This window comes from Azorhizobium sp. AG788 (assembly GCF_004364705.1).
Taxonomy (GTDB): Bacteria; Pseudomonadota; Alphaproteobacteria; order Rhizobiales; family Xanthobacteraceae; genus Azorhizobium; species Azorhizobium caulinodans.
Window position 1 is genome coordinate 137,702 of record NZ_SOBM01000006.1, and the last position, 17,742, is coordinate 155,443.

A 17,742-nucleotide genomic window follows, 5' to 3' on the forward strand; every position below is an offset into this window, starting at 1 on the left:
CTCACGGTTCGGAGCGGGCGACAGTGGCGCGCGTTCCGGACAGACAAAGCGCTCGCGCGGCGGTGCGACGTTACAGTGTGGGTTAACACGAGGACTTGAGTGAGGGGCGTAGAGTCAGTCGAAGCGCCCGTGCACAAAGTTTTTCGCAAGGACTCTTGTCCGAGCGAATCGGTTTCGGTTAACCATTCAACACACGTAACGCGAATCACACGGTCGGCCGAGCACACGGAGGGCGGCACCCCGCCATTCGGGTTGTTGCGAGGAAAGGGATTGCCATGCGCGTCTTGCTCATCGAGGACGACAGTGCGACCGCCCAAAGCATCGAGCTGATGCTGAAGTCGGAAAGTTTCAACGTCTACACGACGGATCTCGGTGAAGAAGGCGTCGATCTCGGCAAGGTGTACGAGTACGACATCATTCTTCTTGACCTGAACTTGCCGGACATGTCCGGTTTCGAGGTTCTGCGCTCGCTGCGCCTCGCCAAGGTCAAGACCCCCATCCTGATCCTTTCCGGCCTTGCCAATACCGAGGACAAGGTCAAGGGCTTTGGCTTCGGTGCGGACGATTATCTGACGAAGCCCTTCCACAAGGACGAGATGGTGGCGCGCATCCATGCCATCGTCCGCCGCTCGAAGGGCCATGCCCAGTCGGTAATCCAGACCGGCGACCTGATCGTCAACCTCGACACCAAGACGGTGGAGGTGGAAGGCGCACGGGTGCATCTGACCGGCAAGGAATATCAGATGCTGGAACTCCTCTCCCTGCGCAAGGGCACGACCCTGACCAAGGAGATGTTCCTCAACCATCTCTACGGCGGCATGGACGAGCCGGAGCTGAAGATCATCGACGTCTTCATCTGCAAGCTCCGGAAGAAGCTCGCGAACGCCTCCGCCGGCAAGAACTACATCGAGACCGTCTGGGGTCGCGGCTATGTGCTGCGTGAGCCGAACGGCACAGTGGAGCGCATCGCGTCCTGACGACGCCGCGCGGACACCGGTTCCAAACAAAAGGCCCCGCCGGTTGGCGGGGCCTTTTGCGTTCTGTGAAATGATCGAAGCCGGCGGCAACCGGGCTCGGCGCGCCGATCAGGCGGCCCCCTTGTCCCGGCGCTTGCGCAGCAGCGCCTCGAGTTCCGCATCGGGCGTCTCGGGCAGGGCGACGTTCGTGGTGACGAGCAGATCGCCCGCGCCGCCGCCTGTCTTGGGCATGCCCTTGCCGCGCAGGCGGAAGGTCCGCCCGCCCGACGTCCAGGCCGGAACGTTGAGCTCGACCGCACCCGAGAGGGTCGGCACGCGCACCTTGGCACCCAGAACCGCATCTTCCAGCGGCACCATCACCTCGGTGCGCAGGTCCTCGCCGTCGCGGCGGAAGCGGGGATGGGGCGCATAGGCGATGGTCACGAAGGCGTCGCCGGGGCTGCCGCCCTCGAAGCTCTGCTCGCCCTGCCCCTTCAGGCGCATCTTGTGGCCTTCCGCCGTGCCGGCGGCGATCTTCAGCTCCACCGTCTTGCCGTTGGGCAAGGTGACGCGCTTGCTCGCGCCCTGGGCCGCCTCCTCGAGGTCGACGGTGACGGTCATCTCCACGTCGTCCCCCCGCTTGGGCGTAAAGCCGCCCCCGGCGGCGCGCTGCTGGCGGCCGAAGCCGAAGATGTCGCCGATGTCGTCGAAGTTCGGCCCGCCCGCGCGGCCGCCTCCGCCGCCCCGGCGGGTGTAGCCGGTCTGGCCTTCGGGACCGAAGGTGAAGCTCTCGAAAATCGTGTCGCCATCGAAGCCGCTGAAGCCGCGGGACCGGCCGCCACGTCCGCCCGCGCCGAAGCCGGCGAAATCGTGCATCCGCGGCTTGCCCTCCGCATCGATCTCACCGCGGTCAAACTGGCCGCGCTTGTCCTTGTCGGACAGGAGCTCGTAGGCGGAATTCAGCTCGGCAAACTTGTCCTGCGCCTTCGGGTCCGACGTGTTGGCGTCGGGGTGCAACTGTTTGGCCTGGCGCCGAAAGGCGCGCTTGATCTCGGCTTCGTCGGCGGTCTTCGCTACGCCGAGGATGTCGTAAGGATCGCGCATGGGTAAACAACCTCAGGGCCGGCACTCAGCGGCCAGCCGCGCCTTTCATGTGGTGTTATGTTGCTCGATTGCAACGGGGGAACTCAAGCCCTTCCCCAAGTCATGATCCGGATAGCACGATTCTGCGCCGCACGGCCCTGTCGGGCCGGCGCGCGGCGGGCGGAACGCCCTTCATTCATGCTGACCGGAGGCTCGGGGCCGGGTGCTCAAGTTCGCTTGCCGCAAGCTTGCGCACCCGAGGCTTGCGCCAGCATCGCTTCGGCGTGGCAAGGCGTGCTTTCCCGCCGCCTGCGGCATCAGGGCCGCACGGCCCACGCTGACCCGCGCCGAAACCTCAGGCCTGGCCGAGGATGCGGACCTGGTTGAGCAGCGTGATGCCGCGCGTGTCGCGGCATGCCTCGCCCTGCACCCAGTGCTCGCCGCGATGATCGACGATGCCGATACGGAAGTCGCGGCACTTGTTGTCCTTCACGGCCCCGACGGGGGTGGCGGTGCCGTGCGCGCCGGTGGCCTTGTTCTCCCACGGCATGCTGGCCCCCTCCTCCTTGGCGGCGAGGGCGCCCTCCAGGGCAAGCTTGGCCTGCATCCAGTCACTGACCGCAATGCCGGCGGGCGGCGCCCCCTGGGGCACCGCGAGCGACAGGGGCTGGGGCTTGATGGAGCCGGTGACGAGCGCGTCATCGTCGCGGATCAGTGCCCCGCACCCGGCCATGGACAGCGCCACGCATCCGGCCGCGACCAATCGGACCGCGCGAAGCACTGGCCGCGCGGCGACATCGCGCCTATATGGGCGCCGTATCTCCGGCCCGCGCCGTACGAAATACCGATGCGGCGACACGCGATTGGCTCCTGTCATGTCCGATTCCGCCATGGAACCCCAGAACCCCTTAACGTCTGGTGATTTCACCGCCGCCGATGAACCGTTCCGGCTGTTTTCCGAATGGCTGAAGGATGCGGAACGCTCGGAACCCAATGACCCCAATGCCATGACGCTCGCCACCGTCGATCCCGACGGACTGCCGGATGCCCGCATGGTGCTGCTGAAGGGGCTCGATGACCGGGGCTTCGTTTTCTATACCAACACCGAGAGCGCCAAGGGTCGGGAGCTGACCGCTCACCCCAAGGCGGCGCTGGTGTTCCACTGGAAAAGCCTGCGCCGTCAGGTGCGTGTGCGCGGCCCGGTGGAGCGGGTAACCGACGCCGAAGCGGATGCCTATTTCGCCACCCGCCCCCGCCTATCGCAGATCGGCGCCTGGGCGAGCCAGCAGTCCCGCCCGCTGGAAGGGCGCTTCGCCCTCGAGGCGGCGGTCGCCACCACGACTGCCCGCTACGCCGTCGGCAGCGTGCCGCGCCCGCCCCACTGGACCGGTTTCCGCATCCTGCCGGTGCAGATTGAATTCTGGCACGATCGCCCGTTCCGGCTGCACGACCGCGTCGTTTTCAAGCGGGAAAATCCGGAAATCGACTGGGAAAAGAGCCGTCTTTATCCCTGATCCTTGACCGTCGGGCGCTGCCCGTGCTGCCTGCGGTTCAAACAAGACGTTGCACCGCAGCATCCTCCCTTCCGAAAGTCCGCACCATGGTCGCCGTTTCCAACCAGCCGCCGCGCATCATGCTCCTCACCGGCGCCTCGCGCGGCATCGGCCACGCCACGGTCAAACGCTTCTCCAGCGCCGGCTGGCGTGTCATCACCTGCTCGCGCCAGCCGTTCCCGGAACAGTGCCCCTGGGCAGCCGGCCCCGAGGACCACATCCAGGTGGATCTGGGCAATCCGGACGACACGCTGGCGGCGGTGGAGGAAATCAAGAACCGTCTGCCCAATGGCGAACTGCACGCGCTCGTCAACAATGCCGGCATCTCGCCCAAGGGCGAGGGCGGCTCGCGGCTCGGCACGCTGGACACCCCCCACGACGTGTGGATGCAGGTGTTCCAGGTGAATTTCTTCGCCTCCATCATGCTGGCGCGCGGGCTGGTCTCTGAACTGGAGAAGGCGCAGGGCTCGGTTGTGAACGTTACCTCCATCGCCGGCTCGCGGGTGCATCCGTTCGCGGGCGCCGCCTATGCCACCTCGAAGGCGGCTCTTGCGGCCCTGACCCGTGAGATGGCGGCGGACTTCGGGCCGCGCGGCGTGCGGGTGAACGCCATTGCGCCGGGCGAGATCGACACCGCTATTCTTTCTCCGGGCACGGACAAGATCGTGGCGCAAATCCCCCTTCGGCGCCTCGGCACGCCGGACGAGGTGGCGAAGATCATCTACGTGCTGTGCACGGAGACCTCGTCCTATCTCAATGGCGCGGAAATCCTCATCAACGGCGGTCAGCACGTCTGAGCCGCCGAAGGCTCAGAGCCAGCGCCGCCATTTGAAGAAGAGGTAGGGCAGGATGCCCGACACCACCATGGCGCAGAGCGCCAGGGGATAACCGTAGGTCTCGGCCAGTTCGGGCATGTGCTGGAAATTCATGCCGTAGATCGAGGCGATCAGGGTGGGCGGCATCAGCACCACCGAGAGCACGGCGAAGATCTTAATGATGTTGTTCTGCTCGAGGCTCACCATGCCGATGGTGGCGTCGAGCAGGAACTGCAACTTGGTGACGAGGAAGACCGCATAGTCGGACAGGCCCGTCACATCGCGCATCATGCTCTTCACCGCATCGCGGCCCTTGGGGCTCAGCGTGTGCCCTTCCACGATATCGGCGCCGAGGAAGGCGAGCAGGCGGGTGAGCGAGGACAGGCTTTCCCGCGCGTAGGAGGTGAGGCGCTCCTTGCGGCCAAGCTGGGTGAGGATCGCGCGATAGATCTGGTTGGCGTCGCTACCCTTGGCCTGCGGCTCGAAGGTGCGCCGGGACAGGCGGTCGATGCCGTCGCCGCACATCTCCAGCACGTCGGCCACGCGGTCGATGATCGCGTCGAGCAGTTCGGTGAGAAGCGTCTCCGCCGAGAGCGGATCGGGGCAGGCGCGGCGCAGCCGATCGGCCAGCAAGGGAAAGGCCTTCGGTTCGCTGTAGCGCACCGTCACGAGGACGGCGTCGGTCAGGATGAAGGTCACGGGCGTGACCTCGGGCGTGTCGGTCTGCGCGCCGCAGAGCACCGACAGCGTCATGTAGCGGGCGCCCCGCTCCGCATAGAGGCGGGAGGAGGCCTCGATCTCCCGCATCTCTTCGCGCGTGGGAATCTCGATGCCGAGGGCCCGCTCGATGGTGCGGTCCTCGAACGCTTCCGGCGCGATCAGATCGAGCCAGACCGCCCCGGCCGGGATGTTGGCGTCGGCGGCAACGACCTCCGACACCAGCGCACCCGCGCGGGGGACATAGGCAATCAGCATGGGCGCTCGGCTCCAGTCCGCGCGCCACGCCTCGGGCGCTCAGCAACCACCTGCCATCAGGCCGAACCCGGCGCCGCCTCTTCAAGAGCGCGGCCGCCACACGGCGCGAAGGCAATCGATCTGGTCCGGCCTCAGGCCGCCAGGAATTCGATGTCGCGGATGGTTACGACTTTCTTCTCGCCATTCTGGGTCTTAGCGTCCTTGGCCGGGGAATACTGGGCCGCGGCAGCGACGGCATTGATGCCGATCTCGCGCCACTGGGCTGCCTGACCCGCGAAATGCTTGCTCTCGGCTTCCAGACGGGCTTGCTGCCCCTGGACGGTATTGGCCGACATTGTCCCTACTCCTTTTGCGTACCGCTTCCTGAAGCAGCGGTCGCCTCCGTGTGTGCCCTTCGACAGATGGAGTTGAACTGCGTCGAAACTTTGCACGCCCGGGGACGAGTCCAAGGTCTTACGGGGACAGCATCGCGCGAAGCTTGCAATGAGCCGTTAACGCCTGACGATGGGTGAGCATCTGCGGCTTTTGTGCAACAGGTTTCCCGGCACTGAACATGGCAGCACGGTGGCCCCTTCAAGGCCCGGGAGGGTTAGGTTAATCCAATCCTGACATCTCGATTCGACGAGATTTTCCAAACATTGAAGAGGCGGCCATGCGGGCGCGGGCGATTGCGGCTGTTTTGACGGGTATTGTGCTAGCGGGCTGCCAGACCAACCAGCTTCAACCGGCGCCGGAGGCTTCCCTCAAGCCGCGCGACAAGCAGCTTCTCGCGAATGCGCCGTATCCGAAGGTGAAGCCGGAAGGCGAATTCGCCCGTCAGATCGTGAGCTACTCCGGCAAGGAGAAGCCCGGCACCATCGTGGTCGATACCGACAAGCGCATGCTCTACTACGTGCAGGGCGACGGCACCGCGATCCGCTATGGCGTGACCGTGGGCGAAGAGAGCCTGGCGTTCCGTGGCGAAGCGAAGGTGGGCCGCAAGGCCGAATGGCCGAGCTGGACCCCCACCCCGGAAATCCACCAGCGCATCGCCGGCCTGCCGAGCTACGTCAACGGCGGCCCGCAGAACCCGATGGGCGCCCGCGCGCTGTACCTCTATCAGGGCAACCGCGACACGCTCTTCCGCATCCATGGCACCAACCAGCCCGAACTGCTTGGTCAGGCCATCTCATCCGGCTGCATCCGCATGCTGAACGAGGACGTGATCGACCTGTTCAACCGCGTGCCCGTTGGCGCCAACGTGGTGGTTCTCTGAACTGCACGCGCCGCGATGGCCTGAACAAGAAAACCCCGCCGGGCGCACCGGCGGGGTTTTTCTTTGGGTTGATGCCGCGAGATACCTTCGCTCTGCCTCGCCTCAGTTGGCGAGGAAGAGGCGATAGGCGGGATTGTCGGTCTCGTCCCAGCAGGGATAGTCGAGGGCGGTCAGCCGCTCGGCGAACTCCGCCCGCTCCTGCGGCGGCACGTCAATGCCCGCAAGCACGCGGCCATAGTCCGCGCCATGGTTGCGGTAATGGAACATGGTGATGTTCCAGGTCTGGGCCATGCTCTCCAGGAACTTCAGCAGGGCGCCGGGGCGCTCGGGAAACTGGAAGCGGTAGACCATCTCGTTCGGCAGGTCCGGCGTGCGGCCGCCCACCATGTAACGCACATGGAGCTTGGCCATTTCGTTGTCGCTCATGTCGATGACGCCATAGCCCTCGGCGCGCAACAGATCCGCCACCGCCTTGCGCTCCGCCTCGCCGCCCGTGAGCTGCACGCCGACGAAGATCTGTGCCTCGCCGGCCGGCGCGTAGCGATAGTTGAACTCGGTGATGGCGCGGGCGCCCAGCACGCGGATGAAGTGGCGGTAGCTGCCCGGCTTCTCCGGGATCGACACCGCGAACAGCGCCTCGCGCCGCTCACCCAGCTCCGCCCGCTCGGCGATGTGGCGCAGGCGGTCGAAATTGAGATTGGCGCCGCTGTTGATGGCGATGAGGCCACGCTGGCAGGGGCCGTGCTGCTCCACATACTTCTTGAGGCCCGCAAGGCTGACGGCGCCGGAAGGCTCGGGAATGGCGCGCGTGTCCTCGAAGATGTCCTTCATGGCGGCGCAGATCTCGTCGGTTGTGACGGTGATCATGCCGTCGAGAAGCTGGCGGCAGAGCCGGAAGGTCTCCTCGCCCGCCTGGCGCACCGCGACGCCATCGGCGAACAGGCCCACCTGGTTGAGCTTCACCCGCTCGTCCGCCGCGAGTGCCGCCGTCATGCTGGCGGCATCCTCCGGCTCGACGCCGATGACCTTCACGTCCGGCCGCAGGAACTTCACATAGGCCGCGACACCGGCCGCAAGGCCGCCGCCGCCGATCTGGACGAAGATGGCCTCCAGCGGATCGGGATGCTGGCGCATCAGTTCCATGCCGATGGTGCCCTGCCCCGCGATCACCTGCGGATCGTCATAGGGATGGATGAAGACGGCGCCGGTCTGCGCCTCCAGCGTCTTGGCGTGGGCATAGGCCTCGTCGAACGTATCGCCATGCAGCACGGCATCGCCGCCATTGGCCTTGACCGCCTGCACCTTGATGTCGGGCGTCGTGCGCGGCATCACGATGGTCGCCTTGACGCCGAGCGCCTTCGCCGCCAGCGCCACGCCCTGTGCGTGATTGCCCGCGGACGCGCAGATGACGCCATGGGCGCGCGCCTCCTCGTCCAGCCCCACCATCTTGTTGTAGGCACCGCGCAGCTTGAACGAGAAGACCGGCTGCAAATCTTCCCGCTTCAGGAAGACCGGGCTGCCGAGCCGCCCGGACAGGCGGCGCATGGGATCGAGCGGGCTTTCGATGGCGACGTCATAGACGCGGGCGGCCAGAATCTTCCGGATGTAATCTTCCACTGACGTCGAGCCCGAACTGCGTTGCACGGGCAGCGGACGGCGTGCGCCGTCCGCTGCTGCGCGCTGATAGCGCAGAACGGCCGGCCCCGTCACCGCTTTCGGCAAGCGGAACAGCCATGTCTCCCCTGCCCTGCCGCGCGGATCAGGCGCGCGCGCCAACACCGGCAGGGGTGACGGCCGGGGTCTTGCGGCGGCCAGCCAGCGCCGCGAGGCCCGTTCCGGCGACGATGAGCGCCAGCCCCAGCGACAGCGGCACCGTGAGCCTCTCGCCCAGAAGGAGGGCCGAGGACAGCGCCCCGATGATCGGCACGCCCATGGTGATGTTGGACATGGCGAAGGTGCTGATGCGGCGGCCATGCTCGGTGGAGATGACAAAGCAGGCGGAGGTGGCGAGCGGCCCGATGTAAGCGAGCAGCCCCACCAGTTCGAGCGACCAGCCGATGTGCGTGGGCGGCCCCTCGGTGACAAGCGCCATCAGGCCCAGCGGCACGGCGGCAAAGAGCATCTGCCACGGGGCGAGCTCGATGGGCCGCGACAGGAAGCGGTGGCGCCGCACATGCAGGATGACCAGCGACCAGCAGATGGCGGCGGTGAGCAGCAGCACGTTGCCGCCCACGACCTCGGGGCGCCGCCAGTCCATCTCGAAGGGCGAGCAGATGAGCGCGACGCCGGCCATGCCCACCGCCAGCGCGAGTCCCTGCCGGCCCGTGGGCCGCTGGCCGAGCAGCATCCAGGCCGCGAGCATGGCCCAGAGCGGGGTGGTGTAGCCGAGCACGGCGGCGCGGCTCGCGTCCGTATATTGCATGGCGATGAGGCCGAGGCCGGTGAAGGCCATCATCTGCAGGCCGCCGATGCTGAAGACGATCGGCCAATCGGCGCGCGGGGGGAAGCGCACGCCGCCGCGCACGGCGAGAAGCGCGAACAGGCAGGCGGCGGCACTGCCAAAGCGGAAAGTGGCGAGCCACAGCGGCGGCACCGTGCCGAGCGCCAGCTTCATGGCCGGCCAGCTCAGGCCCCAGAACAGCACCATGGCCACCAGCCAGGGCGCGGACTGCGCGGCGGTGGAAACGGGGGCTATGGTCCGGCCCTGAACGGCGGTTGTCATTGGGGAACTCCGCATTGCTGCGCTGCAAACTCACCCATTGATATGCCGTGGAGCGGGAAATTTCCGGCCTATCTCTCGCAATTTCCGGGCAAGGCGGGTAATTTTATCCGCATTAGGCCAGCCTCTAGGAATATCATGCCTACCGACCGCGAATCCCTTGATGCCGCCAGCCTTCGCATCCTCGATGCCCTCCAGGCGGACGCGGAAATCAGCAATGCGGACCTGGCGGAAAAGGTGGGCCTCTCCCCCTCGCCCTGCTGGCGACGGGTGGCGGACATGAAAGCCAAAGGCGTCATCCGCGGCTCCGTTGCGCTCGTGGACCCGGTAGCGCTCGGCCTTGCGGTGAACGTCTTCGTCCATGTCTCGCTGAAGCAGCAGGACAAGCGTTCGCTGGAGATCTTCGATGCCGCCATACGGGAACGGCCGGAGGTGATGGAGTGCTATCTGATGAGCGGGGAATCCGACTACATGCTGCGCGTGGTGGTGGAAGATCTCATCAAGTATCAGCAACTCATGGTGGAGGTGCTGACGCGCATTCCGGTGGTCGCCAACATCCGCTCGAGCTTTGCGCTGGCGCAGGTCAAATACACCACGGCGCTGCCGACCGGACACCTTGCGGGCCACGAGCGTTAGCCTCATCTGCGCGGTGGCGGGATATTTACCGGTCCTTCACCCTCTTTGGCGCGGAACTGCACCGAAGTCCGTTCACAGGCACGGGCGAACATGCCACAAACACAACCGCGGCTGACGGCCGGACCCCATTACCAGAGGAAGAGGCGTGCTCGAGGCCCTGAAAGCGCAGATGGAAGCGCGCACGCCGCGCCTGTTCGGCCTTGTGGCCGCGCTGTTCAACCGCGCCGCCGCCCGCAACAGCGCCGAGCCCGCCAATCTCCTGCCCTTCCTTGTGACCTCCGGGGACCGGGCCTGCGATATCGGCGCCAACAACGGGCTCTTCACCTTCTGGCTGCTGCGGCTGGGCGTACAGGTGGAGGCCTTCGAGCCCAACCCGCGCCTTGCCCGCGTGCTCGACCTGCGCTTTGCCGCCGCGCGCCGGGCGGGGCGCTTCCGGCTGTTCGCCTGCGCGCTGAGCGACGGTACCGGGCCTGCCACCCTCCACGTGCCGCGCGGCCTCTCTCCGCTGGCCTCCATCGACGGCGACTTTGTCGCCAACAGCACGGCGCCGGTGGACCACGTGACCATCGCCCGCCGCACGCTGGACGACTGCATCGAAGGTCGGGTGGATTTCCTCAAGATCGACGTGGAGGGGCACGAGGCGAAGGTGCTCGCCGGCGCGTCCCGCCTGCTGGCGGAAAGCCGCCCCACCCTGCTGGTGGAAGCGGAAGAGCGCCATCACGCCGGTGCGGTGGCCGCCCTTGAGGTCCTTCTGGCGCCGCTGGGTTATGAGGGCTTCTTCTGCGCCGACGGCGCCGTGCAGCCTCTCGCACGCTTCGATCCCGCGCTCCACCAGCGCCCCGGTGCGCTCAACGCGCAAGGCACGCGGGTGCAGCCGGGGGCAACCTATGTGAACAATTTCGTCTTCATCGCCCGCGCCGATCGCAAGGCACGCTTCATGGCGTGGCGCCCCGGCCCGTGGCTGGTGGACGCTCAGGGACGCGGGCCAGTGTAGAGCGCGCGGGGCCGGATCAGCGCCTGCGTTTCCCGCTGCTCGCGGGCGTGGGCGATCCAGCCCACCGAGCGGCCGAGGGCGAACAGCAGGAAGGCCGTCCCTTCCGGCAGGCTGAGCGCGCGGCGCACCGCCACCAGTGCGAAATCGACGGATGGGGGCCGGCCGGTCAGGTCCTCCACCCGTGCCGCGATCTCGCGCCCCCGATCAAGGCCGGCCACGCTCGCGCCCAACAGCGCCTTCGCCCGGATATCGCCGGCCGGATAGAGCGGATGGCCGAAGCCCGGCACATCCTCGCCGCGTTCCAGACGCTGGCGGATTCGGTTTGTGGGGTCGCCCGTGCCGAGATCGGACCAGAAGGCCTCGACCCGCGCCGTCGTCGAGCCGTGCCGGTATCCGCTCAGGGCAGCGAGACCGCCGATGACCGCCGCCTTGAGCGAAGCTCCCGTGGAGGCGACGCAGCGCGCGGAAAAGCCGGAGGCATTGAGCTCATGATCAGCACACAGGACCAGCGCGCGCCGGACGAGCTGAGCGCCGGCCTCGGAAAGCCCATAGGCCTCTGCCATCTGCAGGTAGAGAGGCTGGGCGCCGGTGGGACGCCGCAGCGCGGCCGCCGCCAGTTGGCGCACGAGCGTCCCGCAGCCCCGCGCCTCCGCGTCCCGGTCCGCGCGCCACGCGGCCGTAGCGGCATCGTCCGCCAGGGCGGCGAAGAGCGGCAGCAGGCTCTCGCTTGCCGGCCGATCCGCCATCAGCGGCAACAGCGCTTCGAATGCCGGTGACGCGGGGGGCAGCACCGTCGGAAAGGCGATCTCCAGCGGCACCTGCCAGAGCAGCGCCGCCACCTCTTCGAGCGTGGCGCTCTCGGCCAGTTCGGTGGCATCGCGTCCCCGGAAGTAGAGCCGCCCGCCCTCGATCAGCGTCAGGGCGGACTCCAGAACCGGCATTCCCCAATCGAGCGTGGAGCGGGCGATCTCCTTCGGCCGGCGGCCGCGCCGACGGGCACGGGCGAGCCTGTCCACCTCCTCCGCCAGATAGAAGCTGCGGCGCGGGTCCTCGTCCGGATGGGCCTTCAGAAGCCCCCGGCTGACATAGGCATAGAGCGTCTGGCGCGAGACGCCGAGCCGCCGTGCCGCCTCTTCGGCGCCGATCCGCTGAACCATGGGCGATGCTTGATTGATATTATCAACGTTGACGATAGGCGCCGACGCTTCGCATGTGAAGGCGAAACCACGCGGAAGCCGCCATGTCCCCGTTGCCCGCCTTCACCGCCGCCCTTTCCGAAATCTGGACCGCCCTCGGCGGCGCCCACGCCGACAGCGCTGCCGTGCGCCTGACCGGCGCGGGAAGGCTCTCCTCTGCCTTTCCGGTGAGCGATCTCGCAGCGGCGTCCGTCGCAGCCGCGGGCCTCGCGCTCGGGACATTGCGCGCGCAAGGCGGCCCCCTGCCGGAGATCGCGGTGGACAGCCGCCTCGCCTCCCTCTGGTTCAGCACCTCCTATCGCCCCGAGGGCTGGCCCGCGCCGCCGGTCTGGGATGCCGTGGCGGGCGATTATCGCACCGCGGATGGGTGGATCCGCCTTCACACCAACGCGCCCCACCATCGCGCCGCCGCCCTCTCGGTTCTCGGCACCTCGGCGGACCGCGAGGCAGTGGCGGCCGCCGTCGCCCTCTGGACGAGCGAGGACCTGGAAGCCGCCATCGTTGCGGCGAACGGCTGCGCGGCGGTGATGCGCACGCAGGAAGAATGGGCCGCCCATCCCCAAGGCGCCGCCGTGGCGCGCGAGCCGTTCATCTGGCGCGCCGAAGGCACCGCGAGCGACAGACCGGAAGCCCGGCTGGATCCCGTCCGGCCGCTCGCCGGCGTGCGCGTGCTCGACCTCACGCGCGTCCTGGCCGGCCCCACCGCCACGCGCGTTCTCGCCGGCTTCGGCGCCGATGTGCTGCGCATCGATCCGCCCTTCTGGGACGAACCGGCGTTGCTGCCGGACATGACGCTCGGCAAGCGGCGCGCCCATCTGGACTTGCGCGAGGCAGAAGACCGGCAGCAGCTCGCCGTGCTGCTCTCGGAGGCGGACATCCTCGTGCACGGCTACCGGTCGGACGCGCTGGAGGCCATGGGCTTCGGCGCCGAAGCCCGGCAGGACATCCGCCCCGGCCTCGTGGATGTGAGCCTCGATGCCTATGGCTGGACGGGCCCCTGGGCGCAGCGGCGCGGCTTCGACAGCCTCGTGCAGATGAGCAGCGGCATCGCTCATGCCGGCATGGTGCATTACGGCAAGGATCGACCGACGCCCCTGCCCGTGCAGGCGCTCGACCATGCCACGGGCTATCTGCTCGCCGCCGCCGCCCTGCGCGGCCTGGCGCAGCGGCGGGAGGCCGGGCGCGGTTCGCTCTGGCGGACGTCCCTCGCCCGCACGGCCCGGCTCCTCGTCGGCCTGCCCGCGGCAACCGGCGAGGCGCCGCTGGCACCGGCGGAAGAGGCAGACTTCGCGCCCGGCCTCGAACAGAGCGCCTGGGGCCCGCTGCACCGGCTGAAGCCGCCGCTGCGCATCAAGGGCACGCACATGGCATGGGACCACCCGGCGGGCCTGCTGGGGGTGGACGCTCCGCTCTGGTGAGCTTCAGGCGCCCCGGCGCAGCAGGCCGCGATAGATTTCCTCGTCGTCGCACAGGCCGGCGAGGCGGCCGAGCTGGTCCACCAGCAGGATCGGGTGATCCGTCTGGCACTTCAGGGCGATGGCCGCCTTCAGCTTGAGATCGAGCGGCGCGACGATGAGGTCCACCGCCGGCTCCACGGCGCCGCTCGTGGGATCGGCGGCGCCAAGCCGCCCTTCCCGCCCGTTCAGCAGAACGGAGACCGGCCGCCCATCGCCATCGATCACCACCCGCACATGACCCTCGCGGCCGAGGAGGATCGTGCCGCCCTCGCGGCGCAGCGCGCTTGCCGGCGTCATCACCGCATTGCCCCGCAGCACGTTGAGCGGGTTCATGTGTTTCACGAAATCGGCCACATAGTCATTGGCCGGACGCAGCAGGATGTCCTCGGCCGTGCCCGCCTGCACGATGCGCCCGCCCTCCATGATGGCGATGGTGTTGCCGATCTTCAGCGCCTCGTCGAGATCGTGACTGACGAAGACGATGGTCTTCTGGATGCGCTGCTGGAGGTCGAGCAGTTCGTCCTGCAGCTTGTCGCGGATCAGCGGGTCGAGCGCCGAGAAGGGCTCGTCCATGAGCAGGATGTCGGCATCGGTGGCGAAGGCGCGGGCGAGACCCACCCGCTGCTGCATGCCGCCCGAGAGTTCATGGGCATATTTGTCGGCCCATTTGGAGAGGCCCACCATGGCGAGCTTCTCGTCCACGAGGCGGTTGCGCTCGGCCGCGCCCACGCCCCGCAGCTCAAGCCCGAAGCCCACATTCTCGCGCACCGTGCGCCAGGGCAGCAGGCCGAACTGCTGGAACACCATGGAGACTGTGCGCATGCGGATGTCGCGCAGCATCCGCTTGTCGCAGCGCGCCACATCGATGAGCGTGCCGTCATGGCGCACGAAGACTTCGCCGCGCGCCGTGCGGTTGAGCCGGTTGATGGCCCGCAGAATGGTGCTCTTGCCGGAGCCGGACAGGCCCATGAGCACGCAGATCTCGCCCCGCCCGATGGTGAGGTTCACCCCCGCCGCGCCGAGCACGCAGCCGGTGGCCTCCAGGATAGCATCGCGGGTGCCGCCCGCATCCATCATCGGGAAGGCGCGCTCCGGCTTGTGGCCGAAGACGATGTCCACGTTGCGGAATTCCACCGCCGTGGTGCCGGCGGTGCTGATGGCTTCGGTGGTCATGCTGTGCGCCGTCATGGGTCAGGCCCTCCGGGAGCGCCGGCCGGCGCGGTCCGGGCGCTTGCACACCCGGTCAAGCACGATGGCGAGGATGACGATGGCCATGCCGGCCTCGAAGCCCATGGCCACATTCACGGTATTGAGCGCGCGCACCACCGGCTTGCCGAGCCCGTCGGAGCCCACCAGCGCGGCGATCACCACCATGGAGAGGCTCAGCATGATGCATTGCGTGATGCCGGCCATGATGGTGGGCAGCGCATAGGGCAGTTCCACCTTGAAGAGGAGCTGCCGCCGGGTGGCGCCGAAGGCCTCGCCCGCCTCCACCAGCGCTGGCGGCACGGAGGAAATGCCGAGGTGCGTCAGGCGGATGGGCGCCGGAAGCGCGAAGATCACCGTGGAGATGAGGCCCGGCACGACGCCGAGCCCAAACAGCACCAGCGTCGGGATGAGATAGACGAAGGTGGGGATGGTCTGCATCAGGTCCAGCACCGGGCGGATGGCGGTGTAGAGCCAGGGCCGGTGGGCGGCGGCGATGCCCACCGGCACGCCGATGAGGACGCAGACGAAGGTGGCGCAGAGCACGAGGGACAGCGTCTCCACCGTCGCATCCCAATAGCCGAGGTTGGCCACCAGCAGGAGCGCCCCGAGAATGAAGACCGCGAGCCCGATGGAGCGGTGTACCCAATAGGCCCCCGCCGCGCAGGCGGCGATGAGCAGCAGCGGCGGGATGAACAGCAGGGCCGCCGTGAGCCCGCCGATCATGGCGGCGAGCACCGCCGAGATGACGTCGAACACCACCTGCGCGTGGGTGCTCAGGAAATCCACCACTGCGCTGAGCCAGCGGCCGAGCGGGATCTTGTGTTCGACGAGCCAGTCATACATCGGCTTTCTCTCCCCGAGCCGACACCGCCCTTGCGGGCGCGGATGAACCCCGGCCACCCGCCGTCGCGGCGGCAGGCACCGGGCATCAATGACCGGCCGGCCGGAGCCGGCCGGATCGGCCTCACATCTTGAGCGATGCCTTCACCGCCGCAAGGCCCGGCTTGCCGTCGAAGGTGGTGACGCCCTGGAGCCAGGGCTCCCAGGCCTTCGGATTGGCCTTCAGCCACTTCTCCGCCGCCTTGTCCGCATCCATGCTGTCGAACAGGATGTAACCCATCACGGTGTTTTCGAGCGGCAGGTTGAACTTCAGGTTCTTGATGAGCGTCGCCGCATTTGGGCACTCGCCCATCCAGCCGGCGCGCACATTGGTATAGATGGTGGCGCCGCCGAGATTGGGGCCGAAGACGTCGTCACCACCCTCCAGATACTTGATGGAGAACTTGGTGTTCATGGGATGGGGCTCCCATCCGAGGAACACGATGGGCTCCTTGCGCTTGGTGGCGCGATCCACCTGCGAGAGCATGCCCTGCTCGCTGGATTCCACGATCTCGAACTTGCCGAGGCCGAAGGCATTGTCCTTGATCATGCCCATGATCAGGCGGTTGCCGTCATTGCCGGGCTCGATGCCGTAGATCTTGCCCTTCAGCTTGTCCTTGAACTTGGCGATGTCCGCGAAGGTCTTGAGACCGGAGTCATAGAGATAGGTCGGCACCGCCAGCGTGTATTTGGCGCCTTCGAGATTGGCGCCCACGACCTCCACCGACTTGTCGTCGATATAGGGCTTGCGGTCCGCTTCCATGGTCGGCATCCAGTTGCCGAGGAAGACGTCGATGTCCTTGTTCTTCATCGACGTATAGGTCACCGGCACCGCCAGCACCTGCGTCTTGGGCGTATAGCCAAGCCCCTTGAGCAGCGCGGACGTGATGGCCGTGGTGGCGGCGATGTCCGTCCAGCCCACGTCCGCGAAACGGACGGTCTTGCAGGCGGCGGCATCGGCGGCGCGGGCGGCGGGGGCCGCGAGGCCGCACAGGGCCGCCCCGATCGCCACCGCGGCGGTCCATGTCCGGAACAGATGAATGCCAGTCATTCCCAATCCCCTCGATCCCGGGGCCGGCATCGCGCGGCCCCCTCTCACTCTGAAGGAAGGTGGCGGCCGTGCTGCTCCGACCGTCTTGCGCGGGCCACGTTGGGTGGGCCATTGAACGAACATTCAATCCTCATCGCGGCGGTTTGTCACGCGCATTATTTAGCCGTTCAAAGTTGAGATTCTGTGCAGCACATACATTCCTTGCTGACCATTCATCAGCCCGCGCCAGAACGAGCGTTGCCCGACATTTGCGCTGGTCAGTCGCCTGATTGAACGTATAATCAATCGACGATCCGACCCGGAGGCTTCCATGGCAGATGCAGCCCAGACCCGCACCGAGCCTGAGGATGTGCGGCGCCAGCAGCTGATCGATGCCACCATCATCTGCCTCGCGGAGATTGGGTTCGTCGCAACGACGCTGGTGCAGATCGCCCGCCGGGCCAATGTCTCGCCGGGCCTCGTGGCGCATTATTTCGGCGACAAGAACGGCCTTCTGGAAGCGACCTTACGGCACCTCGCCCGGCGCCTCGCGCAAGGCACCGCCCGCCGTCTCGCCGCCGCACGCACCCCGCGCGAGCGCGTGCAGGCGGTGATCGAGGCCAATCTGGCGCCCGAGGAATTCGACCGCCGCACCTCCAGCGTCTGGCTCGCCTTCTGGGGGCAGGTCATCCACGAGCAGCGCTTCGCCCGTGTGCAGAACGTCTACCAGCGCCGCATGACCTCCGACCTCGTGCATGCGCTGAAGAAGATCATCGCCCCAGTCGATGCCCAGCGCATCGCGGTCTCCATCGCAGCAGTCATCGACGGCCTCTGGCTGCGCGCCACCCTCTCCAACGGCGGCGAGCCGGACAGTGCCCTCGCCCGCTCCATCGCCACGGCCTTTGCCGATTCCCAGATCGCCGCTGCACCGCCCCGCCCGAGCGAAGTCCCGCTCGTGGCAGTGGCCGCGCGCGGGCCGGCGAGC

At 67.5% G+C, this 17,742-nt stretch carries 17 protein-coding genes and 1 pseudogene; 8 read left to right on the plus strand and 10 right to left on the minus strand.

Translation table 11 applies throughout. The annotated features are described in order from the left end of the window. The first annotated feature begins 275 nt into the window (after positions 1-275). Entirely contained in the window at positions 276-977 is a 702-nt protein-coding gene (locus tag DFO45_RS16655) for a response regulator transcription factor CtrA (protein ID WP_012169731.1), read from the plus strand. Positions 978-1,085: 108 nt separating this feature from the next. On the opposite strand, the gene DFO45_RS16660 is transcribed toward DFO45_RS16655, so the two are convergent. Then, positions 1,086-2,060, minus strand: coding sequence for a DnaJ C-terminal domain-containing protein (locus DFO45_RS16660; RefSeq protein WP_012169730.1), 975 nt, complete (start codon positions 2,058-2,060; stop codon positions 1,086-1,088). Positions 2,061-2,394: 334 nt separating this feature from the next. Beyond that, entirely contained in the window at positions 2,395-2,772 is a 378-nt protein-coding gene (locus tag DFO45_RS16665; protein WP_166657160.1) for an RT0821/Lpp0805 family surface protein, read from the minus strand. Between the two features lie 142 nt (positions 2,773-2,914). Here DFO45_RS16665 and pdxH point away from each other — a divergent pair, with 142 nt between their 5' ends. Both pdxH and DFO45_RS16675 read left to right on the plus strand, forming a co-directional pair. Continuing rightward, positions 2,915-3,553: a pyridoxamine 5'-phosphate oxidase gene (pdxH, locus tag DFO45_RS16670; protein ID WP_043878984.1), complete on the plus strand. Its 639-nt coding sequence runs from the start codon at positions 2,915-2,917 to the stop codon at positions 3,551-3,553. An 86-nt stretch (positions 3,554-3,639) separates the two neighbouring features. Continuing rightward, positions 3,640-4,389: an SDR family oxidoreductase gene (locus tag DFO45_RS16675; protein ID WP_043878983.1), complete on the plus strand. Its 750-nt coding sequence runs from the start codon at positions 3,640-3,642 to the stop codon at positions 4,387-4,389. Positions 4,390-4,401: 12 nt separating this feature from the next. Here the strand turns inward: DFO45_RS16675 and DFO45_RS16680 are convergent, their stop codons facing one another. Both DFO45_RS16680 and DFO45_RS16685 read right to left on the minus strand, forming a co-directional pair. Beyond that, on the minus strand, positions 4,402-5,382 hold the full coding sequence (locus DFO45_RS16680) for a magnesium transporter CorA family protein (RefSeq protein WP_133865769.1): 981 nt from the start codon (positions 5,380-5,382) through the stop codon (positions 4,402-4,404). Between the two features lie 131 nt (positions 5,383-5,513). Then, a complete protein-coding gene (locus DFO45_RS16685) occupies positions 5,514-5,717 on the minus strand; it encodes a hypothetical protein (RefSeq protein WP_043878982.1) in 204 nt (67 codons plus the stop codon). A 317-nt stretch (positions 5,718-6,034) separates the two neighbouring features. Between DFO45_RS16685 and DFO45_RS16690 the strand changes: the two genes are divergently transcribed. Next, entirely contained in the window at positions 6,035-6,637 is a 603-nt protein-coding gene (locus tag DFO45_RS16690) for a L,D-transpeptidase (RefSeq protein ID WP_012169725.1), read from the plus strand. 102 nt (positions 6,638-6,739) lie between these two features. On the opposite strand, the gene ilvA is transcribed toward DFO45_RS16690, so the two are convergent. After that, positions 6,740-8,254 carry a threonine ammonia-lyase, biosynthetic gene (gene ilvA / locus DFO45_RS16695; RefSeq protein ID WP_133865770.1) on the minus strand — a complete coding sequence of 505 codons (1,515 nt, stop codon included), beginning with the start codon at positions 8,252-8,254 and terminating at the stop codon, positions 6,740-6,742. Between the two features lie 142 nt (positions 8,255-8,396). Continuing rightward, positions 8,397-9,359 carry a DMT family transporter gene (locus DFO45_RS16700; protein WP_208299818.1) on the minus strand — a complete coding sequence of 321 codons (963 nt, stop codon included), beginning with the start codon at positions 9,357-9,359 and terminating at the stop codon, positions 8,397-8,399. A 135-nt stretch (positions 9,360-9,494) separates the two neighbouring features. On the opposite strand from DFO45_RS16700, the gene DFO45_RS16705 reads away from it, so the two are divergent. Both DFO45_RS16705 and DFO45_RS16710 read left to right on the plus strand, forming a co-directional pair. Beyond that, positions 9,495-9,992, plus strand: coding sequence for an Lrp/AsnC family transcriptional regulator (locus DFO45_RS16705; RefSeq protein WP_133865772.1), 498 nt, complete (start codon positions 9,495-9,497; stop codon positions 9,990-9,992). A gap of 145 nt (positions 9,993-10,137) precedes the next feature. After that, positions 10,138-10,986, plus strand: a complete 849-nt coding sequence (locus tag DFO45_RS16710) for an FkbM family methyltransferase (protein WP_133865773.1) — start codon at positions 10,138-10,140, stop codon at positions 10,984-10,986. On the opposite strand, the gene DFO45_RS16715 is transcribed toward DFO45_RS16710, so the two are convergent. Further along, a complete protein-coding gene (locus DFO45_RS16715; RefSeq protein ID WP_133865774.1) occupies positions 10,965-12,143 on the minus strand; it encodes a citrate synthase family protein in 1,179 nt (392 codons plus the stop codon). The two genes, DFO45_RS16710 and DFO45_RS16715, sit on opposite strands and share 22 nt — an antisense overlap. 83 nt (positions 12,144-12,226) lie before the next feature. Between DFO45_RS16715 and DFO45_RS16720 the strand changes: the two genes are divergently transcribed. Then, complete coding sequence (locus DFO45_RS16720; RefSeq protein WP_133865775.1) at positions 12,227-13,600, plus strand: CoA transferase; 1,374 nt, start codon at positions 12,227-12,229, stop codon at positions 13,598-13,600. A gap of 3 nt (positions 13,601-13,603) precedes the next feature. Here the strand turns inward: DFO45_RS16720 and choV are convergent, their stop codons facing one another. The 3 genes from choV to DFO45_RS16735 form a co-directional block, all read right to left on the minus strand. Further along, entirely contained in the window at positions 13,604-14,827 is a 1,224-nt protein-coding gene (gene choV, locus DFO45_RS16725) for a choline ABC transporter ATP-binding protein (RefSeq protein WP_245518146.1), read from the minus strand. A gap of 3 nt (positions 14,828-14,830) precedes the next feature. Then, positions 14,831-15,691 carry a choline ABC transporter permease subunit gene (choW, locus tag DFO45_RS16730; RefSeq protein ID WP_043878978.1) on the minus strand — a complete coding sequence of 287 codons (861 nt, stop codon included), beginning with the start codon at positions 15,689-15,691 and terminating at the stop codon, positions 14,831-14,833. 121 nt (positions 15,692-15,812) lie between these two features. Further along, positions 15,813-16,778, minus strand: a complete 966-nt coding sequence (locus tag DFO45_RS16735; protein WP_133865776.1) for a choline ABC transporter substrate-binding protein — start codon at positions 16,776-16,778, stop codon at positions 15,813-15,815. Positions 16,779-17,088: 310 nt separating this feature from the next. Here DFO45_RS16735 and betI point away from each other — a divergent pair. Next, positions 17,089-17,670 (plus strand): annotated as a pseudogene (gene betI / locus DFO45_RS25500) (transcriptional regulator BetI); the annotation flags it as partial. Positions 17,671-17,742 lie beyond the last annotated feature (72 nt).